Here is a 24,537-nt window from a genome sequence, read left to right as displayed (position 1 = left end):
GCGCGCTGAGACCTTGCTGAAGACCTTGCTGAAGACCTTGCTGAAAACCCTGGCGGCAAAAGGAAACCGGCCGCTCGCGCTGTGCGCGAACGGCCGGCTTCGCTTGGAGGGAAAAGCGTTTGGTGCGTTTGTTGCGTGGTGCTGGGTTGTGCGGTGGTGCTTAGTAGACCGACACGCCGTACACGGAGAGCGCCTCGGTGACCGGCTGGAAGTAGGTCGTTCCGCCGGTGCTGCAGTTACCACTGCCACCTGAGGTCAGGCCGAGCGCCTTGGTGCCGTCGAACAGCGAGCCGCCCGAGTCGCCACCCTCAGCGCAGACGTTGGTCCGGATCAGGCCGTAGACCGAGCCCTGCGCGTAGTTCACCGTGGCGTTGGTCGCCGTGACGCTGCCGCTGCGGAGACCGGTGGTGCTGCCACTGCGCCGGACTGCCTCACCGACGAAGGCGTTGGCCGCAGAGGTGATGTCCTGGCTGGTGCCGTTGTACAGGTTGACAGTGCCAGGCTTGGAGATGGAGGTGTTGGTGTACTGGACGATCCCGTAGTCGTTGCCCGGGAAGCTGGAGCCCGTGCGGTTGCCCAGCACCGTGGTGTTCGACGAGTTGGCGTACCAGGTATATGCGAGGTTGGTGCAGTGACCGGCGGTCAGGAAGAACTGGGTGCCGGCGCTGTTGCGGACGTTGAAGCCGAGCGAGCAGCGCGAGCCGCCGCCGTAGATGGCGTCGCCGCCCTGGATGAACGTGCTGAAGGTGCCGGCGACCCGCTCGGTGCGAGCCATGCTGCCGAGCTTGGTGACCGCGGCGTTGACCTTGGCCAGCTTGGCGCCGGTCACGCTCTGGTCCAGGGACACCAGGACCTGGCCGGTCTTGGCGTCGATGGCCCACGCGGTTCCGGGAACCTTTGCCTGCTTGTCCAGCGCCTTCATGGCGCCGGTCAGGGCGGCCGAGCCGTGCTTGACGAGCTGCGCCGTCGCTCCGGCGTTGCGGACCTGGGTGGCGGCCGCAGCGTCGGTGACGGTGACGACCATCTGGCCGGCAGCGTTCTGGTAGGCGCCGGCGGACCGGGCGCCCAACTGGGCGGCCAGCGCGGTTGCCGCGGCGGGACTTGCCTTGGCAGACGGAGCGGGGGCGGCCTGGGTGGAGGGTGCGAGGAGCAGGGTTCCTGCTGCCAGCGCGGTGATCGCGACGCCGATTGCGCCGGTTCGAACAGTGCGGGTGGGTCTCACTACGAGCCTCCTCATAAGGGGTGAGCGCGCAGGGGGTGCACGCTCATGAACGTGCGGGGGACGCACGCTCAGGGGCTCGGCCGACTTTTTCCTCAATCTCGCCTGTTGTTGCTGCAAACGGGCGAGAGCAGTGAAAGAGGCAAATCCGAGGTGAATCCTGTTTAGCATGTAATCGGCTAACCGGACAAGTCAAACAAGAAGAATGACTGCGTCACTTCACCCATTTCATACATTGACCTGACCTTATCCATACACACAGCCGCAGATCACGAGGCAATAAATGCAGGTCTAGGTTGCGGTCACTGCCCGAACGGCATCGGAACAGCAGAAAACTGGCCGCCCGCGTGATGCGCGAGCGGCCGGTCTTTTCTTGCGTGCGCAAATAGTTGTGGTGCTGCATACAGCGCGGGTGTTATGGGCTCGAGTGCCGATATCAACCGTGCAGTTTGGAATGCGGTGGGGCTTAGTACACGGAGACCTTGTACACCGAAAGCGCTTCGGTGACCGGCTGGAAGAACGTGATGCCACCGCTCCGGCAGTTTCCACTGCCACCGGAGGTCAGGCCGAGTGCCTTGGTGCCGTCGAACAGCGCGCCGCCCGAGTCGCCACCCTCAGCGCAGACGTTGGTCCGGATCAGCCCCCTCACCGTGCCTTCGGCGTAGTTCACCGTGGCGTTGAGCGCCGTCACGGTGCCGCTGTGGACCTTGGTGGTGCTGCCACTGCGCTTGACCGCCTCACCGACGAAGGCGTTGGCCGCCGAGGTGATGTCCTGGAAGCTGCCGTTGTACAGGTTGACGTCGCCGGGCGGGGTGCTGCCGTTGGTGTACTTCACGATCGCGTAGTCGTTGCCCGGGAAGCTGCTGCCCTGGTTGGTGCCGAGCAGCGCGGTTTTCGCGGAGTTGGAGTACCAGGTCGAGGCGACGTTCGCGCAGTGACCGGCGGTCAGGAAGAAGTACGCGCCGGCGCTGTTGCGCACGTTGAAGCCGAGCGAGCAGCGGTACGCGCCGCCGTAGATGGCGTCACCGCCGGAGATGTACTTGCGGAACGTGCCGGCGACCCGCTCGGTACGCACCGCGCTGCCGAACTGGGAGGTCACCGCGGTGACCCTGGCCAGCTTGGCGCCGGTCACCGTCTCATCCAGGGACACGACGACCTGGGAGGTCGCGGGATCCACCGACCACGCGGTGCCGGGGACGCGGGCGTGCTGGTCCAGCGCGCGGGTGACGTTGGCCAGCGCGGCGGCGCTGTGGGTCGCCGATGCCGACCCGGGGGCCGGGGCGGCCTGGGTGGCGGGTGCGAGGAGCAGGGTTCCTGCTGCCAGCGCGGTGATCGCGACGCCGATCGCGCCGGTTCGAACAGTGCGGGTGAGTCTCACTACGAGCCTCCTCATGGGGGTGAGCGGGCCGGGGTAGCTCGCTCAGGTGGCTCGGCAGGCTGTTCCGCTGAACAGGTGCGGTTGGGGGGAAAACCACACGAGCGCAGTGAAAGAGACCAATCCGAGATAGAGCTTGTTGTAGCAGATAAGAAGTGCAGACAAGATAAACAATCAGTGACTACAACGATTTACTCATTTCACATCTTGCTCCTGAGCCCCGTTTTTCACAGCGCTTCTCAACCTGCTCTCCCGAGCCGATGAAGGGACTAGAAGACGGTGACGCCGTACACCGCCAGCGGCTCGGTGACCGGCTGGAAGTAGGTCGTTCCGCCGTAGGTGCAGTTGCCACTACCACCTGAGGTCAGGCCCAGCGCCTTGCCGCCGTCGAACAGCGGGCCACCCACGTCGCCGCCTTCAGCGCAGATGTTGGTCCTGATCAGACCCCTGACCGGGCCCGTGGCGTAGTTCACCGTGACGTTGACCGCGGTCACAGTGCCGCTGCGGAGACCGGTGGCGCCGCCGCTGCGCTTCACCGGCTCACCGACATAGGCGGCAGCGGCCGACGTGATGTCATGGCTGGCGCCGTTGTAGATATTGACGGTGCCGAGCGGGGTGATGCCGGTGGCGTACTTCACGATCGAATAGTCCTTGTCCGCAGGACTGACGCCGGCCGTGGTCCCCAGCACCCGGGTGCGCGAGAAGTCGGAATAAACGACAGTGCCGACGCTGCCGCCGCATTGCCGGGAGGTCAGGAAGTAGTACACGTTGCTGCTGTTGCGCACATTGAAGCCGATCGCGCAGCGCCCCCATGAACCGGAGAAGGGGTCACCGCCCTGGGGGCTCGTAGCGCTGACGGTGAAGGCATGGGCTTGGTGCGGGCCCGGCTGGGGGACCGGCGCCGCGACCACGGCCGGGGTGACTGCCGATGGGGCGGCTTGGGCGGCGGGAGCGTGGAACAGGGCGCCCGCCGCCAGCATGCCGACGGTGACCCCGAGCGCGCCGGCGCGGACAGCTGTGCGGGTGGGTCTCACTGCGAGCCTCCTCATCCAGGGATGAGCGGCCGAATAGCGCGCCCATGGGCTCGGCAGGCCTTTTCACCGGTGCGCCACCAGAGCTGGCAGGGAAGCAGGAGAGGCTGTTGACGAACTCAGCCTGAGCGTATGCCTACTTATCCGGACAAGCTAGGCATCAGTGTCGAACCAGGAGCTCCACAGATTGGTGGCGGGACCCGTCTCCGACGGCTGCCGGGGCCCCGCGGCCGGCACGTCGGCCTGCCCACCGGACCACTCGATCCGAACGATCCCGCCGGCAGCCGGGCCGTCCCAGCCCGCCCACCCGACCTGCGAGGTCGCCGACTCGCCAGGACCGAGTTCGGCATAGCCGGGAAGCCTGAGCTCCAAGGTCATGATCGATTCGGCCTCAAGAGGGTTCCCGTCGGCATCCAGCGGGATGAGGTGGGGCTTGCCGGACAGCCGGACGCGGTGCTCGCTGACGTTGCGGGCCTGGAGCGCGCCCTTGAGAGCCCCGTCCTCGTCCTGCCAGTTGAGCGAGAACTCGACGTCGTCAGGCCCGGCCTCGGTGGCATCAGTATCGGTCATCCCTGCAGCATTCACCCTTCGCCCCGAGCGCGGCAACCCAGCCGCCGGCCGCACCGGGGTGACTGCACATGATGTGCATATGGTTGAGAGTTAATTTGATGTCCTCGTATTTTTCGCCGAAATTGATTGATGGTCTGTCCAGCTTCTTCATCGCGGGTTAGCCTGTGGACGCCGGTGAAATGCAGTCATTGACATCCATGCCGGCGGTCACAGAATTGGAGTTAGATCGTGATCGAGTCGGCACAGGCAGCGGGATCAGCACGCAGCCAGGTCCACCACAACGAGCTCACCGAGAAGTACCTGGCCGCGTTTCAGGCCAGCGGGCTGAAGGCGAGTGAGTTTCACGCCGCCGTGCAACCGGTCACCGTGGGCACCCACTTCGACGGCCGCTGCCTGACCCGACCCGGCTTGCTGGAACGCGAGCAGGTGCGGCGGCTCGAGGCCGACCTCGAGACGCTGTTCCGATGCGTGACCGGCCTGCCCGACCGCCTCTTCGGCGGCGATCTCGGAGCATTCGCGCTGGCCACCGGGGTGCCCCAGCAGCAGGTGGACGCGATCGTCCGGGGCCGCGGCAACGCGCCGAGCCGGCTGTCGCGGGCCGACCTCTACGTCGATGACACCGGCTTCAAGGTGCTGGAGCTGAACATGAGCGCCGCCCTGGGCGGCATCGACAGCGGCGGCCTGATCCGGGCGATGCTGGCGCAGCCGTTCCTGGCCGAGTTCGCCGCCGAGCACAACCTGGGCTATGTCGACACCATGGTCGAGGTCGGTCAGACCTTGCTCGCCGAATGCTGCGCCAGCCCGGACGCCCGCCCCACTGTGGCGTTCTGCGACTGGCCGGCCAGCTACCCCGAGCTGGAATCGCAACTGCACAAGAACGCGGCCGCCCTGACCAAGCTCGGCATGGATGCTTTCGCCTGCCACCTCGGGCAATTGCGGGTCGACGAGCAGTTCGACGTGTGGCTGGGCGAGCGCAAGGTCGACGTCATCTACCGGCTGTTCCTGATCGAGGACCTGCTCGACCCCACCGGCCCGGCGCTGATCGAGCCGGTGCTCAGGGCCGCCGAGCGGGACAAGGTGAAGATCTTCTCGCCGATGGACGCCGAGCTCTACGGCAGCAAGGGCGCGCTGGCGCTGCTGTCCGACGAGGCCAACCGCGGCGTGTTCAGCGATGAGGAGTTGGACTGCCTGGACCGGATCCTGCCCTGGACCCGGACGGTCCGGCACGGGCCGGTGACGGTGGCCGGTCGCACCGTACTGCTCGAGGAGTACGCCATCGCCGAGCGCGAGGAGCTGATCCTCAAGCCGGTGATGCTGCACGGCGGCGCCGGCGTGACACCGGGCTGGCAGACCGAGCCCGAGAAGTGGGCCAGGCTGCTGGAGGAGTCAATGAACGAGCAGTTCGTGCTGCAGCGGCGGATCCACCCGCACACCGAGCTGTTCCCCTCCGACGACGGCCTCACCGAGTGGCTGCTCGTGTGGGGCGCCTTCCTCGGCGCCCGCGGCTACTCCGGGATGTACCTGCGGGGCGGCCCGGCCGAGTCCCAGAACGCGGTGCTGAACATGGTGTCCGGCGCGACCGGCTCCTGCTGCTTCCACGAACTGGGCTGAGAGCCCGAACCCGACCTGAGCGCGGCTGATCGCGGCTCCCCCGGCGGCACTGGCCGTGGCGGGGGAACCGCGATCAATGCTCGCGCCTCAGCGGCGGACGGTGGCCACCGTCGGGTGGGTCCGCTGGTACTCGGCCGCCACCCGCACCAGCTGCATCAGGCCTGAGGCGTACTCCATCGCCTCAGCGTGGGCCTCCGCATACGGTGGCTGGAAACCGACGCCCTCCCACTCCCGGGTCGCGGAGTTCCAGAGGAAGCTGCCGACCTCGAAGTCCCACGCGAAGATGCCCTGCTCGTAGTACAGCTGGTCGGCCGAGTTTCCGGCCGCCGAGTACAGCACGTCGGCGAGCGGCCCGGTGAACGCCGGCCAGGTGACCGTTCCGCGATAGGCCGCGATCGACGTCACGATCTGCCGCGCGGCCGCCTGGAAGTGCGCCGACTCCTCGATCGAGGGACGCGGCAGGGTGATCCGGCCATCGAGCTTGTACGCCCCCGGCGGCCACATGAAGGCGCCTCCGTAGGAGTGCACGTTCATCGCGTACTTGATGTTCGGATGCGCCTTTGCGAAGGCGATGATGTTGCGGCTCTCCGGCTCCGACAGCTCCGCCGGGCCCGAGGACACCTCGTTCAGGCAGTCCAGACTGGCGCCGAAGTAACCGTCGAACAGCGATCCGACCGCGTAGTTGCGGTTGATGTCCACGCCCCAGTCATTGCGGTGGACCGGGTCGCGCTGCGCGCCCGTGCAATAGTTGCGCAGGTTCTTGCGCTGCATGTTGAAGTCGTGGAACGAGTAGTTGGCGCCGTCGGGGTTGGTGACCGGCACCACGAAGACGTCGACCTGGTCGAGCAGCGCGCGGGTCTTCGGGTCCGTGGCGTAATTGGCCAGCAAACGCTCGGCGAACTCCATCGTGACCAGCGGCGTCGCCCACTCGCGCGCGTGCTCCTGCGAGTAGGCCAGCACCCCGATGCGGGAGCCGTCGCGGTGCGCGCCGATCCGCAGCGCCTGCACCGTCCACGGCGCGCGCGGGACCTCGGGACCTGCCTTGAGACGGTCGCTCAACACGGTCGGTCCGGCGACCGGCATGATCTTGCCGGCCGAGCCGTTCTCGACGAAGGCGCGGAAGGTGGATCCGAGCCGGTCCCTGATGATGGCCGCGACCTGGCCGGTGGTGCTGGTGACGGCGCGGTTCTTTCCGGTGGCCAGGGTGACGGTGAGGACGCGCTTTGCGTAGCGCGCGGTGAGCGGATGGTTCGGCCCGGTCGGCTTGATGGTTCGGACCTGCACGCCGTTGCCGCCCTGGTCGCCGAACTGCCTGGTCTCCACGACGATCGCGGCCTTGGCCGGATCGCCGAGGTAGCCCGAGGCCGTGCGGCGGTAGCCCTGGGTCTTGTTCGGCAGGTTGATCACGTCGAGCAGGGACGGGTACTGACGCGCCAGTCGCTGGATGCGCGCCTTGACGTCCGTCGGAGTCATGTACTGGGTGATGAAGTCCTGCTGGTAGCCGGTCGGCGTCGGCGGGGGTTTCGCGCCGAGCCAGGCCCGTGGGGTCATCTGAGCGCTACCGCCGCGGCTCGACCTCGCTGTCAGCGACACCGGCTTGGCCGGCACCGGCTCCGGGAAGAACACGTAGTGGTGCTGGTACTCGTTGGCGTCGACGTAGCGCTGCAATGCGAAGGAGCCGGTCCTGCCATCGGCAGTGCGCCAGGTGATGGTGATCTGGACGTCGGGATCCTCGGTCGCGGTGGTGGCGACCTTGGCGCTGACGAAGGTCTGGCCCTTGCTCGTCCACCAGTAGCCCTGCTGGAAGTGCAGGGTGTCGGTGTTGACGGCGGTGGGGCCGGCCATGACGGTGGCATCCGCCGCCGCGAGACCGGTCCTGGCCGAGGCCTGGCCGGCCTTGGCCCGCGCGGCCTGCACGCTCTCGGCGTACCTGGCCGTGCCGTCCCCCTCGCGTTGGATGATCCGGACGAGACGGGCTCCCCGGCTGGTCAGCGTGGCAAGCCGCGCGCCGGTGACCACCAGGTCGACCCGGTAGGCGCCGCCGGGCAGCTTGCGCACCGGCAGGTCGGTGCCGGATGCGATCAGCGCCTCGGCTTGGGCCCGGTTGGCCACCTGCAGGGTCACCAGCGCGGTGTCGGCCGGCGCCAGCTGCGCCGCGGCCGGTTTGGCCGGGGTGACCGGCGCCGATCCCGCCGTGTCAGTCACCCCCAGGGCGACGGTGCTCATGGCGAGTGCGATGACGAGATAACGAGAACGACGCATGGAACCTCCAACCGATGTGCAGATGGCGGCCTAACCTACGCGCGGCTATATATATCTGGCAATTGTCGGTTTTTAATACAAATCTCGATAACAATTCTTGCTGGCCACAAGGCCGTTTCTTCGGGTTCGAGCGTCGCCTGATACCGACTTTGATAACGATCCCGACGGGCTCTCACGCAGTGCCGCGGGCGATGTCGAAGCTGCGCAGGGTCGCCGACTTCGGCGCCAGCGCGTCCCATCCGCCGGTCAGCTCGAAGACGGCGACGCCGCTGGTCGGGTAACCGGCCCGCAGCCGCTGGCGAGCGTCCCGATCGCCCTGACCGTCGTCCAGCGTGATGGCGAACTCCGCGAACGAGGGGTTGTGCCCCACCAGCGCCAAACAGCCGATGGCGCCGGCCTCGGCCTCGGCGTCAGCGACGACCTGGAACAGCGTGGCCACGTCGTTGTGATAGACCCGCTCGTCGACGAGGACTTCGACCGGAACGGCAAGACCGGCCCGCACCGCGTCCCAGGTCTGGCGCACCCGCCTGGCCGGTGACAGCACCGCACGGTCGGGCACGACACCGGCCCGGGCCAGCAGCCGACCCGCGGCCGCCGCGTCGGACTCACCGCGAGGAGCCAGCGGGCGTTCGAGGTCGACCGCGCCGGCCTCGGCCTTCGCGTGCCTGATCAGGATGAGCCGCCGTCCGGTCACCGGGGGAGTCTGGCAGATCCAGGCGGCAGGGGCCCACGCCTGACAGGGATAGCTGGCCCGAAAAGCGCCGCAGTCACCGTTACCGATACTTGTCTTTTTTATTGGTAACAGAGGGTAGTCATACGGTTACATCCGTGTCATCATTTCACCCTGCATCCGCCTTTGCGAGGCATTTCTACCGTTTCCAGCCCAAGGAGAACCCGTGAGATTGAGGTCTGAAGAAAGCGTCCAGCCGCGCCGGCTGCGCAGGATGATGACGGCATTAGCCGTGGCTGTGGGCGTCAGCGCCGCCATGATGGCCGCGCCGACGGCGGCACACGCCATTCCACCCGGCGGCTGGTGCTTCAACGCGTGGTACGACGTGGCGAGTGTCGGCAGCGTCGCCCACACGCCCCTGATCCCGACCAGGAGCTTCCAGAACAGCAGCAGCAGCACCACAGTCACCTGGAACGAGAGCTACTCCCACACCGCCACCTACACCTCCACCTACTCGACCACCACCACGTTCACGGGCGGCGTCAGCCTCGGCATCGTCACTCTCGGGGTGAACTCGGCGCAGACCAGGACCACCAGCACCAGCATCACCGTGAACACGACCTCGTCCTTCAGCGCGCCGGTCCCGCCGCTCACCACCGCCTACGCGACCTACGGCACCTACAAGCTCCAGACCTCCGGGACGTACTACAAGGAGCGTTACGGCTGCGACGACGGCAGCTACTACACCATCCAGAGTGGGGCGCTGACCGCGTACACCCTGACCAGCATCGGTTGGCACTACTGGGATTCGAGGGGCTCGTCCAGCGAGCTGTAATGCGCTGAACCGTGAAGGGAGCCGTCTCGTCAGCTCTGGCGGCCCCTTCACGGTTCGCGCGCCTGTTCCGCATTTTATCCATGATTCGAAGGCATTCCACCTATTCGCCAGTCCGAGGGAGAAATTTACGTGAGGATCAGATCAGCAAAGAGTGCCCACCCGCGCCGGCTGCGCAGGACCGTGACAGCAGTGGCCGCGGCTGTCGGCGTCAGCGCCGGCATGATGGCAATGCCAACGGCGGCCTACGCCAACGTGCCGATCGGCGGCTGGTGCTACAACAACTGGTACGACGTGCAGAATGTCGGCAGCGTCACCCAAACGCCCGTCATCCCGACCAGGAGCTTCCAGAACGGCAGCAGCAGCACCACGGTCACCTGGAACGAGAGCTACTCCCACACCGCCACGTACAGCACCACCTACTCGACCACCACCACGTTCTCGGGCGGGATCAACCTCGGCATCGTCACTCTCGGGGTGAACTCGGCGCAGACAAGGACCACCAGTAGCAGCATCACCGTCAACACCACCTCGTCCTTCAGCGCGCCGGTCCCGCCGCTCACCACCGCGTACGCGAGCTACGGCACCTACAAACTCCAGACCTCCGGGACGTACAACCAGACCCGTTGGGCCTGCGACGAAAGCATGGCCAGCCGCTACCCCACGACGACCAAGAGCGGGGCGCTGACGGCGTACAGCCTGACCAGCGTCGGTTGGCGCTACTGGGACTCGCAAGGCTCGTCCAACGATCTGTGACGCGCTGAACCAGCCGTCGCGTCGGCGGCTGTCCGGCTTCTCTGAGAACGCCCACGTCCAAGCCTGGACGTGGGCGTTTTCAGCGCTAAGCTTGCTCTGGGCACGTGCACGATTTGGTCGGATTTACCCGTACAACCCGCGAACGGCCCGTCGCATCCGCCGCGTTCCGTTTGAGGAGTAACGATGCCCCGTCGTCGCCGTACCCGGTCCACCCTCGGCGCGAGCCTCGCCGCCGGCATGATGGCGGCAGCCGCCCTGATCGCGGTGGTGTTCACCGGCGCCGCGCCGGCAGCCGCGGCCGGCACCCCGCCGCGCGGCGACGTGATCGCCAACCTCTTCGAGTGGAACTGGAGCTCGGTCGCCAACGAGTGCACCACCGTGCTCGGCCCCAACGGCTATGGCGGGGTCCAGGTGGCGCCGCCGCAGGAATCGGTGACCCTGGGCAGCGCGGGCCACCCGTGGTGGGAGGTCTACCAGCCGGTCAGCTACCAGATCAGCGGCCGGCTGGGCAACCGCGCGGCGTTCGCGGCCATGGTCACCGCCTGCCACAACGCCGGAGTCAAGGTCTACGCCGACGCGGTGCTCAACCACATGACCGGCCAGGGAAACACCGGCTACGCCGGCACCACGTTCACCAACAAGTACACCTACCCGGGGCTGTACGGCAGCCAGGACTTCCACCACTACCCCGGCGACTGCCCCAACGCCGACGGCCAGATCCACGACTACAACAGCCAGACCCAGGTGCAGAAGTGCGAGCTGCTCCAGCTCTCGGACCTGCGCACCGCCAGCTCCTACGTGCGCGGCAAGCTCGCCGCCTACCTCAACGACCTTCTCAGCCTGGGCGTCGACGGGTTCCGCCTCGACGCCGCCAAGCACATCAACGCCGCCGACATCGCCGCCATCAAGGCCCAGCTGAGCCGTCCCAACTTCCTCTACCAAGAGGTCATCCCCGGCGGAGCGGTCGACTGGCCCGCCTACCACGCCAACGGCAGCGTCCTGGAGTTCACCTACGGCAGGAAGCTCAAGGAGCAGTTCCAAGGCAGCATCGCCAACCTGCAGACGTTCGGCCAGAGCTGGGGCATGGAGCCGAGCAACAAGTCCGTCACCTTCGTCGACAACCACGACACCGCCCGCGACGGCTCGACGCTCAACTACAAGCACGGCTCGACCTACCAGCTGGCCAACATCTTCTCCCTGGCCTGGGGGTACGGCGCGCCGCAGGTCTACTCCAGCTTCACCTACTCAGGCCACGACCAGGGGCCGCCGTCCGCCTCCACCGGCATGGTCACGGCCGCCGACTGCGGCAGCATCGGCACCTGGCTGTGCCAGCACCGCCAGCAGGCGACGCTGGGCATGGTGGGCTGGCACAACGCGGTGGCCGGCAAGCCGGTGGCCAACTGGTGGAGCGACGGCAACAACGTCATCTCCTTCAGTCGCGGCTCGGCCGGCTTCGTGACGATCAACAACACCTACGCCGCGGTGACCCGAACCTTCACCACCGGAATGGCCGCCGGCACGTACTGCGACGTGATCCACGGCAGCGCCTCCGGCACCACCTGCACCGGCCCGCTGGTCACCGTGAACAGCTCGGGCGCGGCCACCATCACGGTGCCGGCGCAGAGCGCGGTCGCCTTCCACAGCTACTCCACCGCCAGCACCAGCAGCGCGGTCGCGGTGAGCTTCAACGTCAACGCGCCCACCGCCTACGGCCAGAACGTGTTCCTGGTCGGCGATCACCCGCTGCTGGGCGTCTGGAACACCAACCTGGCCACCGCGCTGTCCTCAGGCGGCTACCCGGTCTGGTCCGGCACCGTGTGGCTGCCGAAGAACACCGCCATCCAGTTCAAGTACATCAAGAAGAACCCGGACGGCTCGGTCACCTGGGAAGGCTTGGGCAACCGGACGGCGAACACCGGCGCCGGCTCGACGCTGACCCTGAACAACAGCTGGCAATAGCCGGGAGTCCACTCGACTGGTCAGGCCCTCAGCCGCTCGACCTGCTGGCCGGTGAGGTCAGCGATGAGTTCGAAGTCCTTGTCAAGATGCAGAACGACCAGGCCTGCGAGCTCAGCCGTTGCCGCGATGATCAGATCCGGAATCGAAGGCGCTCGGTGGAGGCCTCGATCAGCCAACTGCAGGAGAACCTCGACGGCGCGGTCCTCGATGGCCGGCGTGAGGTACTCCACCGGCATGGATGCCAACGGAGCTTCGAGGAAGGCGGACCGAATCTCACTTCCGGATCTACCTGAGTACCCGACTTCCAGCCGGGTCACGGTGGAAATCCGAACCAGTCCTCGCTCGATCCGACCCGCCCAGTCCTCAGCATCCACGCTTGCTGTCAGGCGGATGAGGGCCGACTTGTCAATGAGCCAAGGTGTCAGGTCCACGCCTGATCCATCACGTCCGGATCAGCGAGGTCGGCAAAAGATCGTGAGAACGCATCGAGGTCAGCGACAGCCACCCGCAGCCGGGACGACGCGGCGTCCTGAGCCAACCGCCTGCGAACGTACTCACTGCGCGACAGTCCCAACCTGCGGGCATGGGAGTCGATCGCCGCGATCACCTCGTCGGGCACGTCTCGGATCAGCACATCGCTCATTCTGGCCTCCTGCGCGATATCATACGCTATCACGCTAAGTGATCTTAGCGAGCGGCTTCCAGGCGGGCCAGGTCCGCGGCGCCCACCAGCCCCGCCTGCGGGCCCAGCTCGGCCAGCAGGATGTCGGCCGCCGGCCGGAAGCCGCGACCGGTGAGGCTCTCGCCGAACGCCTGCCGGGCCGGGCCCAGCAGCAGGTCACCGGCCTCGGACACCCCGCCGCCGATCACGAACACCGTCGGGTCGATCACCGCCGCCAGGTTGGCCAGGCCCCGGCCCAGCCAGCGTCCCATCGCGGTGTAGATCTCTACCGCCGCCGGATCGCCCTCCCGGGCCGCCTGGGTGACCAGCTGGCCGGTGAGCTGGTTCAGATCACCGCCGGCCAGCCTCATCAGGTGCTCGGCGCCCACCGGCGAGACGTCTGCCAGCTCGCGGGCGTCGCGGGCCAGCGCCCGGCCCGAGGCGTACATCTCCCAGCAGCCCCGGTTGCCGCAGGCGCACCGGCGCCCGTCCGGAACCACGCTCATGTGCCCGTACTCGCAACCCACCCCGTATGCGCCGCGGAAGAGCACGCCGTCCAGCACCAGGCCGCCGCCGATCCCGGTGCCCATGGTGACCATCACCGCCACCCGGGCCCCGCGGGCCGCGCCGTAGCGGTATTCGGCCCAGGCCGCGGCGTTGGCGTCGTTCTCCACCACCACCGGCACCCCGATGGCCTGGGCCAGCGCGTCGCGCAACGGCTCGTCCCGCCAGGCCAGGTGCGGGGAGAACAGCACGGTGGCCCGGTCGTTGGCGATCCAACCGGCCGCGCCGATGCCCACCGCGGACACCGGGTGCCGCGCCGACAGTTCGTTGACCACCTCGGCGATGACGGCCTCGGTCCTGGCGACGTCGCTACCCGGGGTCGGGCGCCGGGTGCTGTCGATCACCCGGCCCTGGTCGTCCACCACTCCGGCGGCGACCTTGGTGCCGCCGATGTCGACGCCGATCGCCAGCGGCATCAGCGACCGCCGGCGGCAGGACGGTCAGCCCCGCAGGTCACGCGGGGCGCCATCGCCGGTTTCGACGCGCCTCTTCAACTCCTTGAGCGCGGTGTCCATCACGACCTTCTCAGCCTTGCGCTTGAGCATGCCCAGCATCGGCATCGCCAGGTCGACGGCGAGGTTGTAGGTCACCTCGGTCGCGCCGCTGCCGACCGCCTTGAGGGTGTACGAGCCGCGCTGGGACTTCTGCATCTGGCCGGTGACCAGCGTCCAGGACACCTTCTGGTCATCGCTCCAGTCATAGGCGAGCTCGTAGTCGTCGCGGATCACCCCGGCATCGATCTTGAAGGCGACCTGCCGGGCCCGGCCGTCGGGGCCCGGCACGGTGACCTCGGCGGACTTCACCGACTTGGCCCACTGCGGGTAGGCATCGAAATCGGCGATCACCGCCATCACAGCGGGCGGGGCTGCGTTGATGGTGATCGACTGGGTTGACTCATCGGCCATGGGGCGAAGGTTACCGCCGAGTTCACCGAGCGGCTGAGGGCGACCCGCGACTGCCGTGTCACCCGGCCCGGCTGCCGGCTTCCAGCTCGTCCTTGAGCCGCCAGAACACCTGCTTGGCGTGCCAGCCGGCGCGCCGGCTCCAGCGGCGGGCCGCCCGGGCCGGCAGCCGCTGGCCGCCGGCCGGCTCCAGCCGCACGAAGTGATGCAGGATGACACCGTCCTTGAACGGCTCGAGCCAGATCTCCACCGTTCCCGACAAGGCCGGCCAGCCGCTGCCCGGCGCCGGCGCCGCCGCGAACTGGACCCCCTTCAGGCCGCGGTTCCGGGTCACGGTGAGCCGCAGATAGGGCCACCAGGACGGCCAGTTCACCGGATCGGCCACCGCGGCGGACACCCTTGCGACCGGCGCGTCGATCCAGGTTTGATCTATCAGGTGGACTTGCGGCTGCATTCGGGCAGGATGGCATGTCGGGCGGGTGATCGTTGGACTACCCTGCCGCCCGGGCTACTGTGCACCAACACATCTGCGAGAGGGCAAATCGAATGCGTGAGCTGACCATTCCAAGCGCAGGTGCGCCGCCACAGAACAGCGCCGCCCAGTACGTCTTCGACAATGCCCGAACGCGGCCTGACCTGGTGTCGCTGAAGGTCCGTGGCGACGACGGCTGGAGCGAGGTGACGGCCGCGGAGTTCGCCGAGCAGGTGCTCGGCGTGGCGCGGGGCCTGATCGCGAGCGGCATCCAGCCCGGTGACCGGGTCGCCCTGATGAGCAAGACCCGCTACGAGTGGACGCTGTTCGACTTCGCGATCCTGGCCGTCGGCGGCGTGGTCGTGCCGATCTATGAGACGTCCTCGGCCGAGCAGGTCGAGTGGATCCTGTCCGACTCCGACGCCGAGTCGGTGGTGGTCGAGAGCGCCGCGCACGCCGCGCTGGTCGAGCAGGCGCGCGACCAGACGCCCCGGCTGCGCCAGGTCTGGCAGATCGACGGCGGCGCGGTCGCCGAGCTGACCGCGGCCGGCGCCGCGGTCGAGGCCGACCAGGTGCACGCCCGGCTGGCGGCCACCAAGCCCGCCGACCTGGCCTCGCTGATCTACACCTCCGGCACCACCGGCCGCCCCAAGGGCTGCGAGCTGACCCACTTCAACTTCCTGGCCGAGGTGTCGGAGGTGGCCAGCGGGCTGGGCAACCTGTTCAACGCCAACAGCTCGACGCTGCTGTTCCTGCCGATCGCCCACGTGTTCGGGCGGGCCATCGAGATGGGCGCCATCGCCACCGGGTGCACGTTGGGCCACACCGCCGACCTCAAGAATCTGATCGCCGACTTCGCGGTCTACCAGCCCAGCTTCGTGCTGAGCGTCCCCCGGGTCTTCGAGAAGGTCTACAACACCGCCAAGCAGCGCGCCCACGGCGACGGCAAGGGAAAGATCTTCGACCGGGCCGAAGCCGTCGCGATCGCGCACTCCGAGGCGATGGACAGCGGCCACGCCGGCCTGGGGCTGCGGTTGCAGCACAAGGTGTTCGACAAGCTGGTCTACTCCAAGCTGCGGGCCGCGCTCGGCGGCCAGTGCACCGCGGCCATCTCAGGCGGTGCGCCGCTGGGAGCCAGGCTCGGGCACTTCTTCCGCGGCATCGGCGTGACGATCTACGAGGGCTACGGCCTGACCGAGACCACCGCCGGCGCCTGCCTCAACGTCGAGGACAAGATCAAGGTCGGCTCGGTCGGCCGCCCGGTCGCCGGCATGAGCGTCCAGATCGCCGATGACGGCGAGATCCTGCTGGCCGGCCCGGTGGTCTTCGAGGGGTACTGGAAGAACCCGACGGCGACCGCCGAGGTGCTGGAGGACAGGGACGGCAAGACCTGGTTCCACACCGGTGACATCGGTGAGATCGACGACGACGGCTTCGTCACGATCACCGGACGCAAGAAGGAGCTGATCGTCACCGCGGCCGGCAAGAACGTGGCGCCTGCGGTGCTGGAGGATCGGGTCCGGGCGCACTGGCTGATCAGCCAGTGCCTGGTGGTCGGTGACCAGCAGCCGTTCATCGCCGCCCTGATCACCCTGGACCCCGAATCGCTGCCGACCTGGGCCGAGAAGGCCGGCAAGGGCGAGCTCAGCATCGCCGAACTGGCGCAGGACCCGGAGCTGCACGCCGAGGTCCAGCAGGCAGTCGACGACGCCAACAAGGCGGTGTCCCAGGCCGAGGCGATCAAGAAGTTCACCATCCTGTCCGAGGACTGGACCGAGGCCGGTGGCCAGCTGACCCCGTCGCTCAAGCTCAAGCGCAACCTGGTGATGACCGAGTGCTCCGGGGAGATCGCTGCCCTGTACTCGGGGTCGAGCCGGAGCTGAGCGGCTCAGCGGTTGTAGTCCGCTCGGGCGTTGAGCGGCTACGGCCCGCTGAGCGGACTGCAGCCGCCGAGGTGCCGACCGGCTACAGCCGCAGCAGGTCGGCCAGCCGGTCGGCCGCGGTGCTCCACTGCCAGGACTGCTCGGTCCAGTGCCGGCCTGCCGTGCCCATCGCGGCGGCCCGCTGAGGATTGACGAGCAGGCCGCTGACCTTGTCAGCGACCACCGCGACGTCGTGGCCGTCCACCACCAGCCCGGTGATCCCCTGCCGAACCGTCTCCGGAGCGCCGCCGGAGTTCCCGGCGATGACCGGCAGGCCGGTCGCCGAGGCTTCCAGGAACACGATCCCCAGCCCTTCGACGTCCATGCCCAGCCGCCGGGTCCGGCACGGCATGGCGAACACGTCACCGGCGGCGAAGTGCTCGGGCAGATCGGCGGCCGGCACCGGACCGGTGAACACCACCTGCTCGGCCACGCCGGCGCGCTGGGCCAGGGCGCGCAGCCGCTTCTCGTACGGGCCGCCGCCGACGATCAGCAGCGCCGCCTGCTCGACCCTGGCCAGGATGGCCGGCATCGCCTGGATCAGCACGTCCTGGCCCTTGCGGGGCACCAGCCTGGACACGCACACCACCACCGGGCGATCGGCCAGACCGTGCCGCTGCCGGACCGCGGCGCCGGAGACCGCCGGGCTGAAGGTGTCGAGGTCGACCCCGGGGGCGAGCTGCACCAGGGTGGCCCGCGGGCCGAACGCGCCGGCCAGCTGCTGGCGGGTGTACTCGGCGAGGTAGGTCACCACGTCGACCTGGTTGCCGATCCGGCGCAGCGCCTGGCGGGCCGCCGGCAGCATCGCCCAGCCGGCCTCGTGCCCGTGCGTGCTGGCCACCATCCGCTGCACGCCGGCCCGCCGGAGCGGCCCCGCCAGCAGGCCCAGCGGCGCGGAAGCCCCGAACCAGACCGAGGTGCTGCCGAAATCGCGGCGGGCCTGCAGCACCCGGCCCCGGGCTGCGGGCGTGGGGATCAGCAGGCCACCCGGATGGCGGCGAACCGGAAAGTCCTGCTCGGCGTCGAACGCCGCGGCGCCCGGGTAGTCCGAGGTGTAGACGGCCACCTGGTCGGCCGGCAGCCTGCGGGCCAGCTCGTGGACGAAGGACTGGATGCCGCCCTGCCGCGGTGGAAAGTCATTGGTGACGATCAGCAGCTTGCGGGTGCTCATCGCAGCTGGCCGACCAGGTAGGACCGCCAGGCCGCGGTGAAGGCAGCCAGGTCGGTGCGCAGCACCTGACGCAGCCCGAGGGCCACCGCGGTGGCCGGATCGGTGCGGGCAGCCGCGGCCACGACCCGGTAGAACCGCACCAGGCCGGCCTGGCCGGCCCGGTCCGCGATCAGCCGGCAGGCAAGCCAGGACTTCTCGTAGGCCTGGGGCAGCCGGCTGCCGCCGGTGAACTCGGCGTCGGCCGGCAGCGCCGCCGGCACCTGCCCGGCCCGCACGTCGGCGGCCAGCTCGGTGGCGGTGCGGCTGACCGACAGCCCGGAGCCGAGGTTGCCGACATAGTCGGCCAGTCCCTCGATCAGCCAGGTGGGCATCTGGTCGGAGGTGACCGACCTGGCCGCGATATGGGTCAGCTCGTGGCTGATCAGCAGCCGGCGACCGGCGGCGTCCAACCGCCCGAGGGTGCTCGGGTTGAGCACGATCCGGGCGCCGAGCACGGTGCCGTCCGGGCGCACCTGGTCAGCGACCGTCACGGCGGCCAGGTCGGTGCTGTCGGTGTCGTCCCCGGTGACCGCCGCGAACTCCTCGGCGGTGTCGGGGATCAGCACCGCAACCTGGTCGTTGAAGTCGCGGCCCCAGACCCGCGTGACGGCCGGCAGCGACTTCTCGACCAGGTCGGCTAACACCGGCCCATCCTGCCGGTGCGCCGGGTGGGTCAACACCAAGGTGTGCGCGCCACGCCGGACCAGCAGCTGCCCGAAGTCCCACGGACCGCGCCAGGACGCGCCGCCGGCGGCTGCCACGTCGTCATCGGCCGCCAGCTTCCAGCTGTTCCCGCGCCGGACGCCGGTCAGCCACAGCTGCTTGCCGGTCGGCGCCGGATCGACGCCGGCCAGGGCGTACTGCAGTTCAACGTGCACGATCACCACCGGGCCGCCCAGCCGGGCCGCCGCAGGGGCCAGCACGTTCGGATCGGTGACCGGTGCGACCAGGACGTAGCGCCAGCTGGCAAGCGGCACCTGCGCCAGGTTGGAGAACACCTGCCGCTGGCGCCCGGTGTAGCCGGCCGCGGCCGGCGACTGGTCCAGGTCTTGTGCCCAGGCCCGGGCGTCCCGGTCGATCAGGGCGTCGGCGTGCCGGTTCAGCACGCTCAGCACGGCGGCGACGTCGGCGGAGTCCGGCGCGCCGGTCGGGGCGGCTTCGGGCGGCGACGTGCGGACCTGCCGGACCAGCAGGACTGCCAGCCCGGCGAGCACCAGCACCAGCACCAGGCCGGTCAGCCGGCGGCTGGCCGTGCGTCGGGACGGCCGAACGGGCGGGACCGTCACCGGTTCCCGCCCGTTCGATTCAGCTGACTGGCTCACCCGACGTCGTTCACCCGACCCGGACGGCCCCTGAGTACTCGCTCATGTAGGAGATCGAGGACATCTTGACCACGTCACCGGTGGTCGGGGCGTGGATCATCATGCCGTCCCCGACGTAGAGCCCGACGTGATAGGCCGGGGATCCGAAGAACACCAGGTCACCCGGCTGCAGCTCACCGCGGCTCACCGACCTGCCACTGCCCTGCTGCGCCGCGGCGTTGTGCGGCAGGCTGACACCGCCCGCGCGCCAGGCCCAGGCGGTCAGGCCGGAGCAGTCGAAGCTGCCCGGACCGCTGCCGCCCCAGGAATAGGGCTTGCCGAGCTGCGCGCGGGCCTCAGAGATGGCCGCGCCGGCGCCACGGGATGACGACCGAGCCGGCGGCGCCGCCTGAGGAGCGGGAGCGGGGTTCGCAGCGACCACCCTCGGCGTCGGCGCTGCTTGCGCTGCTTGCGTTGTCCGCGCCGCCTGGGTCACCGCTCGGTTCACCACCCGCGCGACGACTGCCGGGGTCGGCTGCGGAACCGGGTTGTGGTACCTGGCCCGCTCGGCGGCGGTCAACGTGGCCAGCAGCGCCTTGTACTTGCGCACCTGCTTGGTGAGCTCGGCCTGCCGCTTGCCGATCAGGGCCCGCTTCTCGACGGCTGTGGCCACCGCGGCCTTGGCCTGAGCGGCGGCGGCGTCCGAGGACGCGATCGCCTTCGTCGCCGTCCGCGCCACCGTGCTCTGGTGCTGGGTCAGCAGGTTCATCGACTGGATGGTCTGCAGGTAGCCGTCGGTGGAGCTGCTGGCCAGCAGGGCAGCGGTCCGGCTGAACGAGGCGGCCTTGTACTGGGAGGCCAGCGAGGCGGCCAGCAGTCGCTGGGCGGTGCGGGCCCGCGCCTGGGCGGCGGTCGCGGCCTGGGTGGCCTGGGCCGCCGTGCGCTGGGCCGTCCGGACATCGATGTGGGCCTGGTTCAGCTGCTCAGCCAGCTTCTCGCTGGACTTGGCAAGCTCATGCAGCTTGGCGGTCACCTGCGTGGTGGTCTTGGGCGCCGGGGCCTCCGGGCGCGGTACAGCCTGGACAGCCTGCGGCACCGTCAGCAAGGCGCCGGTTACGACCAGGGAAGCAAAAAGGGTGCGGGCGAGCCGCGTGACACGAGTTAACGCCACAGTTGGCGGAACTCCTCTTCCACTCGACCGCCTACCGAGTTAGCTGTCGGGTTCGGGCTTGGAAGTTGCCCTACGGAAGAAGTCCGCACCGAGCGTAAACGCTCCGTGCTCCCCCGATTCACCCCAGAAAACCTGGGTCCCCGGTTCGGCAATCAGCTGCAGACTTAGGTACGCGGTAGAGCGCTGTCTGCTCTGCTGATCGGTGCCGACTCGGCGGTGCTTCCGGTGCCTCCCGTCGGGAGGCGGGAACCGGAAGATCTCGGAAAGATTACGTGACGCTCTTGCCGGTAAGCAATCGGGCCTGGCCGTGTCGGAGTGGCAATTCTCACCCGCCCACCTCGCAAATCAGGCAATAGCGGTGTGAACCCCAGGTAAATCTTCTGGAGGTCGGGTGGGCACCAGCCGCAACGGAGGTAGCAGCCCCCCGCTGGCCAGCGCGCCGAGCGCGTCCTGCTCGGCGCTGTCGAGTTCGACGGCACCGCGGTGCGGACCCAGCAGGACGGCTACCACGCAATCTCCACAGCTGATGTCGCGGGCCGCGCAGCTGTCACAGTCGATGAGCATTTCTCTTCCACCTTTCCTGGCCGGCGGCTGTACTCCCGCAGGATGGCTACACCGTAGAAAGGGGCACTGACAGTTTTGAGCTGAGCGAGCGGCCGAGCCGACTGCCGCCGGAAGTGGGGCCGCGGCATCGCGTAGCGATTTCAGACGTCCCGCCGGACGAAATCGCTACCCGTCGGGGGCGGGACATCCCGAGGGTCGCCCGCCTTACCGACCTGCCGAGGTCACGAGTTCGGCGCTGCGGCTGCCTTTCGTCGGACCTCATCGCTAACGTGTTCGATTGTGACCGCGATGACCCGGGGCCAGCTCAGCCTCGACTGCCTCGACGAGCCGTTGCTGGCGACGACCTTCGTGGTGGTCGACCTCGAGACCACCGGCGGCGCCTCGATGACGGACTCGATCACCGAGATCGGCGCGGTCAAGGTGCGGGCCGGCGAGGTGATCGGCGAATTCGCCACCCTGGTCGATCCCGGCATGCCGATCAGCCCGTTCATCAGCGTGCTCACCGGTATCACCGACCGCATGGTGGCCACCGCCCCGTCGATCGCCTCGGTGCTTCCCTCCTTCCTGGAATTCGCCGCCGGCGCGGTGCTGGTCGCCCACAACGCGCCCTTCGACATCGGCTTCCTCAAAGCGGCCTGCGCCCGCCAGGAGCGAAGCTGGCCCAATCCGGCGGTGCTCGACACCGCGCTGCTGGCCCGCCGGGTGCTGACCCGCGACGAGGTGCCCAACTGCAAGCTGAGCACGCTGGCCGGCTTCTTCCGATCCGAGACCACGCCCAATCACCGGGCGCTGACCGACGCCCGGGCCACCGTGGACGTCTTGCACGCCCTGATCGGCCGGCTCGGCAACCTGGGCGTGCACTCGCTGCCCGAGCTGCGCGCCTTCACCTCCCAGGTCACCGATGCCCAGCGGCGCAAGCGGCACCTGGCTGACGCGCTGCCGCACGCTCCGGGGGTCTACCTGTTCAACGACGGCTCCGGACGCCCGCTCTACGTGGGCACCAGCAAGGACCTGCGGACCCGGGTGCGGCAGTATTTCGTGGCCTCAGAGACCCGCAGCCGGATGGGTGAGATGGTCGGGCTGGCCGAATCGGTCTCCTCCATCGTCTGCGCGCACCCGCTCGAGGCGCAGGTGCGCGAGCTGCGCCTGATCACCTCGCTCAAGCCGCGCTACAACCGGCGATCCAAGAACAGCGACCGGACGATCTGGCTCAAGCTGACCCGCGAGCCCTTTCCGCGGCTGTCGGTGGTGCACCAGGCTCGCGCCGACGGCGCGCAGTACTTCGGCCCGCTGCGCTCGACCAGGCAGGCCGAGCAGTTGCGCGACGCCATCCACGACGCGGTGCCACTGCGGCAATGCACCGATCGGTTGACGCCGGGCCGGGTGGTCCGCGGGGCGTGCGCGCTCGCCGGGATCGGCAAGTGCGCGGCGCCGTGCGAGGACGCGGTGTCTCCGCAGGACTACGCGAGCCTGGTCGACACCGTGGTGCAGGCCTGGCACGCCGACGTCTCGATGTTGATCGAGCCGCTGCGGCGCCGGTTGAGCGCGCTGGCCGTCGCCCAGCGTTATGAAGAGGCGGCCGTGATGCGTGACCGGATCGCCACCCTGGTGCGCAGCTGCGCCCGCATGCAGGCCCTGGTCTCCCTGACCCGGGTGGCCGAACTGGTCGCCGCCCGGCCGGACGGCCTCGGCGGCTGGGAGCTGGTGGTGATCCGGCACGGTCGGCTGGTGGGAGCCGAGGTCGCGGCGTGCGGGGTGTCGCCGATGCCGATGGTGGCGACCCTGCTCAGCACCGCCGAGGTCGTCCCCGACACCTCTGACTCGGCGACCCTGGCCACCGTGGCCACCGTCGAAGAGACCGAGCTGCTGCTGCGGTGGCTCAACCAGCCAGGCACCCGGCTGGTCTCGGCCAGCCAGCCCTGGAGTTCGCCGGCCGCCGGCGCGGCCCGGCTGCGCAGCTGGCTGGTCTCGGCCGACGGGGCGCGGCGCAACGCTCAGCCGTTCGCCGACCGCCGCCGGCTTCCCGTCGTGCACCAGCCCAACCGGTCCGGTTCTGGTTCTGGTTCTGGTTCTGGTTCTAGGATCAGCGCATGATCACCACCATTGTCATGGTCAGCGTCGCGGCGAACATGATCCCCGAGGTGGCCCAGGCCATCGCCGACCTCGACGGGGTCAGCGAGGTGTACAGCGTCGCCGGTGACGTCGACCTGATCGCGATCGTCCGGGTCCGCGAGTTCGAGCAGATCGCCGACGTCATCGCCGGCCGGCTGAGCCGGATCGAGGGCGTGCTGAGCACCGACACCCACGTGGCCTTTCGGGCTTACTCCCGGCACGACCTGGAGTCGGCGTTCTCGATCGGCTACTCAGCCCCGGAGTGACCGCCGCCTAGCGACCCTGGCCGGCGCGCAGTTTCTGGCTCAGCTCGACCCAGGCCGGCAGCAGGGCCGCGGCCGAGCCGTCGTCGAGGGCGGCGGCCGCGATCGGCAGGCCGTGCCGCACAGCGGCTTGCGCCGAGTCCAGCACGCCGTCGAACGCGGCGATCGCCGCCGCGGCGTTGAGCAGCACCGCGTCGCGCACCGGTCCCTGCTCGCCGGCCAGCAGCCGCCGGACCACCTCGGCGTTGAACGGCGCCGAGCCGCCCTTGAGCGCCTGCGGGTCGGCGGCCGCGATCCCGACCGCGGCCGGGTCGAGCACGTCGGGGCGCACCGTGCCCTCGGACACCAGCCAGACCTGCGAGGTGGTGGTCGTGGTCAGCTCGTCGAGCCCGTCGTTGCCGCGGAACACCATGCCCCGGTCGCCCCGGTCAGCCAGCACCTGGGCCATCACCGGCGCCATCTGCAGGTCATAGACCCCGACCGCGACGGCCGCCGGACGGGCCGGGTTGGTCAGCGGGCCGAGGTAGTTGAAGGAGGTCGGCACGCCGAGCTCGCGCCGGGGGCCGCCGGCGTGCCGCATGCCGGCGTGAAACACCGGCGCGAAGCAGAACCCGATGCCGACCCCGGTCACGGTGGCCAGCACGCCGGCAGCCGGCAGGTCGATGGCCACGCCTAGCTCTTCGAGGACGTCGGCGGTGCCGCAGGCCGAGGACGCCGCCCGGTTGCCGTGCTTGACCACTGCCCGGCCGGACCCGGCGGTCACCAGCGCCGCCATGGTCGAGATGTTCACGGTCTGGGCCCGGTCTCCCCCGGTGCCCACGACGTCCACCGCCGGCTGGCTCAGGGCCACCGGGGTGGCTCGATCCAGCATGGTGCGCACCAGGCCGGCCAGCTCCGCCGGCGTCTCGCCCTTGGCGCGCAGCAGCACCGCGAACGCCGCCAGTTGGGCCGGACTCGCCTCGCCGGCCATGATCTCGGCCATCGCCCAGCTGGTCGCGTCGCTGGACAGCGACTGGCCGCGCATCAGGCTCGCGAACAGGTCGGGCCAGCTCGGCTGGCGAGCCGGCGGCTGGCTCGGGATGGTCATGACATCACTGCGGAGCTCGGCAG

24 protein-coding genes and 1 riboswitch are annotated in these 24,537 nt (G+C 69.0%); of the genes, 7 read left to right on the top strand and 17 right to left on the bottom strand.

What is annotated here, in order from left to right; translation table 11 throughout:
* Positions 1-160: 160 nt before the first annotated feature.
* From VF557_05595 to VF557_05575, 5 genes are all read right to left on the bottom strand, one after another.
* Positions 161-1,222: a S1 family peptidase gene (locus tag VF557_05595; protein ID HEX8079662.1), complete on the bottom strand. Its 1,062-nt coding sequence runs from the start codon at positions 1,220-1,222 to the stop codon at positions 161-163.
* Positions 1,223-1,685: 463 nt separating this feature from the next.
* Complete coding sequence (locus tag VF557_05590; GenBank protein ID HEX8079661.1) at positions 1,686-2,597, bottom strand: S1 family peptidase; 912 nt, start codon at positions 2,595-2,597, stop codon at positions 1,686-1,688.
* 266 nt (positions 2,598-2,863) lie between these two features.
* Positions 2,864-3,628, bottom strand: a complete 765-nt coding sequence (locus tag VF557_05585; GenBank protein HEX8079660.1) for a S1 family peptidase — start codon at positions 3,626-3,628, stop codon at positions 2,864-2,866.
* 150 nt (positions 3,629-3,778) lie between these two features.
* Positions 3,779-4,195, bottom strand: coding sequence for a DUF4232 domain-containing protein (locus VF557_05580; protein ID HEX8079659.1), 417 nt, complete (start codon positions 4,193-4,195; stop codon positions 3,779-3,781).
* Positions 4,182-4,346 carry a hypothetical protein gene (locus VF557_05575; protein ID HEX8079658.1) on the bottom strand — a complete coding sequence of 55 codons (165 nt, stop codon included), beginning with the start codon at positions 4,344-4,346 and terminating at the stop codon, positions 4,182-4,184. The genes VF557_05580 and VF557_05575 overlap by 14 nt, the downstream gene beginning before the upstream one ends.
* A gap of 77 nt (positions 4,347-4,423) precedes the next feature.
* On the opposite strand from VF557_05575, the gene VF557_05570 reads away from it, so the two are divergent.
* Positions 4,424-5,806, top strand: coding sequence for a hypothetical protein (locus VF557_05570; protein HEX8079657.1), 1,383 nt, complete (start codon positions 4,424-4,426; stop codon positions 5,804-5,806).
* Positions 5,807-5,893: 87 nt separating this feature from the next.
* On the opposite strand, the gene VF557_05565 is transcribed toward VF557_05570, so the two are convergent.
* Both VF557_05565 and VF557_05560 read right to left on the bottom strand, forming a co-directional pair.
* A complete protein-coding gene (locus VF557_05565) occupies positions 5,894-8,032 on the bottom strand; it encodes a M14 family zinc carboxypeptidase (GenBank protein HEX8079656.1) in 2,139 nt (712 codons plus the stop codon).
* Between the two features lie 208 nt (positions 8,033-8,240).
* A complete protein-coding gene (locus VF557_05560; protein ID HEX8079655.1) occupies positions 8,241-8,762 on the bottom strand; it encodes a histidine phosphatase family protein in 522 nt (173 codons plus the stop codon).
* Between the two features lie 208 nt (positions 8,763-8,970).
* Here VF557_05560 and VF557_05555 point away from each other — a divergent pair, with 208 nt between their 5' ends.
* From VF557_05555 to VF557_05545, 3 genes are all read left to right on the top strand, one after another.
* Positions 8,971-9,573 (top strand): hypothetical protein, encoded by a 603-nt coding sequence (locus VF557_05555; GenBank protein ID HEX8079654.1) that lies wholly within the window; start codon positions 8,971-8,973, stop codon positions 9,571-9,573.
* A gap of 222 nt (positions 9,574-9,795) precedes the next feature.
* A complete protein-coding gene (locus VF557_05550; protein HEX8079653.1) occupies positions 9,796-10,326 on the top strand; it encodes a hypothetical protein in 531 nt (176 codons plus the stop codon).
* Positions 10,327-10,509: 183 nt separating this feature from the next.
* Positions 10,510-12,285 (top strand): carbohydrate-binding module family 20 domain-containing protein, encoded by a 1,776-nt coding sequence (locus tag VF557_05545; GenBank protein HEX8079652.1) that lies wholly within the window; start codon positions 10,510-10,512, stop codon positions 12,283-12,285.
* A gap of 20 nt (positions 12,286-12,305) precedes the next feature.
* Here the strand turns inward: VF557_05545 and VF557_05540 are convergent, their stop codons facing one another.
* The 5 genes from VF557_05540 to VF557_05520 are packed head-to-tail and all read right to left on the bottom strand — an operon-like array spanning position 12,306 to position 14,866.
* The gene (locus VF557_05540) at positions 12,306-12,716 is read right to left on the bottom strand and encodes a PIN domain nuclease (protein ID HEX8079651.1); all 411 of its coding nucleotides are present in this window, start codon (positions 12,714-12,716) and stop codon (positions 12,306-12,308) included.
* Entirely contained in the window at positions 12,707-12,928 is a 222-nt protein-coding gene (locus tag VF557_05535; protein ID HEX8079650.1) for a ribbon-helix-helix protein, CopG family, read from the bottom strand. The genes VF557_05540 and VF557_05535 overlap by 10 nt, the downstream gene beginning before the upstream one ends.
* 44 nt (positions 12,929-12,972) lie before the next feature.
* Entirely contained in the window at positions 12,973-13,926 is a 954-nt protein-coding gene (locus tag VF557_05530) for an ROK family glucokinase (protein HEX8079649.1), read from the bottom strand.
* Between the two features lie 24 nt (positions 13,927-13,950).
* Complete coding sequence (locus VF557_05525; GenBank protein HEX8079648.1) at positions 13,951-14,415, bottom strand: SRPBCC family protein; 465 nt, start codon at positions 14,413-14,415, stop codon at positions 13,951-13,953.
* Between the two features lie 58 nt (positions 14,416-14,473).
* On the bottom strand, positions 14,474-14,866 hold the full coding sequence (locus VF557_05520; protein HEX8079647.1) for a polyketide cyclase / dehydrase and lipid transport: 393 nt from the start codon (positions 14,864-14,866) through the stop codon (positions 14,474-14,476).
* Positions 14,867-14,958: 92 nt separating this feature from the next.
* Here VF557_05520 and VF557_05515 point away from each other — a divergent pair, with 92 nt between their 5' ends.
* Positions 14,959-16,767 carry an AMP-dependent synthetase/ligase gene (locus VF557_05515; GenBank protein ID HEX8079646.1) on the top strand — a complete coding sequence of 603 codons (1,809 nt, stop codon included), beginning with the start codon at positions 14,959-14,961 and terminating at the stop codon, positions 16,765-16,767.
* Positions 16,768-16,849: 82 nt separating this feature from the next.
* Here VF557_05515 and VF557_05510 read toward each other — a convergent pair whose 3' ends face one another.
* The 4 genes from VF557_05510 to VF557_05495 all read right to left on the bottom strand — a co-directional run bounded on the left by VF557_05510 (position 16,850) and on the right by VF557_05495 (position 21,052).
* Positions 16,850-17,977: a glycosyltransferase family 4 protein gene (locus tag VF557_05510; GenBank protein ID HEX8079645.1), complete on the bottom strand. Its 1,128-nt coding sequence runs from the start codon at positions 17,975-17,977 to the stop codon at positions 16,850-16,852.
* On the bottom strand, positions 17,974-19,302 hold the full coding sequence (locus VF557_05505; GenBank protein ID HEX8079644.1) for a hypothetical protein: 1,329 nt from the start codon (positions 19,300-19,302) through the stop codon (positions 17,974-17,976). Before VF557_05505 ends, VF557_05510 begins: the two co-directional genes overlap by 4 nt.
* 46 nt (positions 19,303-19,348) lie before the next feature.
* The gene (locus tag VF557_05500) at positions 19,349-20,350 is read right to left on the bottom strand and encodes an NlpC/P60 family protein (protein ID HEX8079643.1); all 1,002 of its coding nucleotides are present in this window, start codon (positions 20,348-20,350) and stop codon (positions 19,349-19,351) included.
* Between the two features lie 153 nt (positions 20,351-20,503).
* Positions 20,504-20,656: riboswitch (cyclic di-AMP (ydaO/yuaA leader) on the bottom strand.
* A gap of 177 nt (positions 20,657-20,833) precedes the next feature.
* Positions 20,834-21,052, bottom strand: coding sequence for a hypothetical protein (locus VF557_05495; GenBank protein HEX8079642.1), 219 nt, complete (start codon positions 21,050-21,052; stop codon positions 20,834-20,836).
* 288 nt (positions 21,053-21,340) lie between these two features.
* Here VF557_05495 and VF557_05490 point away from each other — a divergent pair, with 288 nt between their 5' ends.
* Positions 21,341-23,146: a DEDD exonuclease domain-containing protein gene (locus VF557_05490; protein HEX8079641.1), complete on the top strand. Its 1,806-nt coding sequence runs from the start codon at positions 21,341-21,343 to the stop codon at positions 23,144-23,146.
* The gene (locus VF557_05485) at positions 23,143-23,430 is read left to right on the top strand and encodes an Lrp/AsnC ligand binding domain-containing protein (protein HEX8079640.1); all 288 of its coding nucleotides are present in this window, start codon (positions 23,143-23,145) and stop codon (positions 23,428-23,430) included. The genes VF557_05490 and VF557_05485 overlap by 4 nt, the downstream gene beginning before the upstream one ends.
* 7 nt (positions 23,431-23,437) lie before the next feature.
* Here VF557_05485 and trpD read toward each other — a convergent pair whose 3' ends face one another.
* A complete protein-coding gene (trpD, locus tag VF557_05480) occupies positions 23,438-24,514 on the bottom strand; it encodes an anthranilate phosphoribosyltransferase (protein ID HEX8079639.1) in 1,077 nt (358 codons plus the stop codon).
* Between the last annotated feature and the right edge of the window lie 23 nt (positions 24,515-24,537).

It is taken from the genome of Jatrophihabitans sp., assembly GCA_036389035.1.
Taxonomy (GTDB): domain Bacteria; phylum Actinomycetota; class Actinomycetes; order Mycobacteriales; family Jatrophihabitantaceae; genus Jatrophihabitans_A.
This window is presented reverse-complemented; position numbering and strand designations above follow the sequence as displayed.

Excerpts from the sequence above, each read along its gene's own strand:
- VF557_05535 (HEX8079650.1), bottom strand. The coding sequence starts at position 12,928 with ATGAGCGATGTGCTGATCCGAGACGTGCCCGACGAGGTGATCGCGGCG.
- VF557_05520 (HEX8079647.1), bottom strand. The coding sequence starts at position 14,866 with ATGCAGCCGCAAGTCCACCTGATAGATCAAACCTGGATCGACGCGCCG.
- VF557_05580 (HEX8079659.1), bottom strand. The coding sequence starts at position 4,195 with ATGACCGATACTGATGCCACCGAGGCCGGGCCTGACGACGTCGAGTTC.
- VF557_05515 (HEX8079646.1), top strand. The coding sequence starts at position 14,959 with ATGCGTGAGCTGACCATTCCAAGCGCAGGTGCGCCGCCACAGAACAGC.
- VF557_05550 (HEX8079653.1), top strand. The coding sequence starts at position 9,796 with ATGGCAATGCCAACGGCGGCCTACGCCAACGTGCCGATCGGCGGCTGG.
- VF557_05525 (HEX8079648.1), bottom strand. The coding sequence starts at position 14,415 with ATGGCCGATGAGTCAACCCAGTCGATCACCATCAACGCAGCCCCGCCC.
- VF557_05575 (HEX8079658.1), bottom strand. The coding sequence starts at position 4,346 with ATGAAGAAGCTGGACAGACCATCAATCAATTTCGGCGAAAAATACGAG.
- VF557_05510 (HEX8079645.1), bottom strand. The coding sequence starts at position 17,977 with ATGAGCACCCGCAAGCTGCTGATCGTCACCAATGACTTTCCACCGCGG.
- VF557_05485 (HEX8079640.1), top strand. The coding sequence starts at position 23,143 with ATGATCACCACCATTGTCATGGTCAGCGTCGCGGCGAACATGATCCCC.
- VF557_05490 (HEX8079641.1), top strand. The coding sequence starts at position 21,341 with ATGACCCGGGGCCAGCTCAGCCTCGACTGCCTCGACGAGCCGTTGCTG.
- VF557_05530 (HEX8079649.1), bottom strand. The coding sequence starts at position 13,926 with ATGCCGCTGGCGATCGGCGTCGACATCGGCGGCACCAAGGTCGCCGCC.
- VF557_05545 (HEX8079652.1), top strand. The coding sequence starts at position 10,510 with ATGCCCCGTCGTCGCCGTACCCGGTCCACCCTCGGCGCGAGCCTCGCC.
- VF557_05565 (HEX8079656.1), bottom strand. The coding sequence starts at position 8,032 with ATGAGCACCGTCGCCCTGGGGGTGACTGACACGGCGGGATCGGCGCCG.
- trpD (HEX8079639.1), bottom strand. The coding sequence starts at position 24,514 with ATGACCATCCCGAGCCAGCCGCCGGCTCGCCAGCCGAGCTGGCCCGAC.
- VF557_05495 (HEX8079642.1), bottom strand. The coding sequence starts at position 21,052 with ATGCTCATCGACTGTGACAGCTGCGCGGCCCGCGACATCAGCTGTGGA.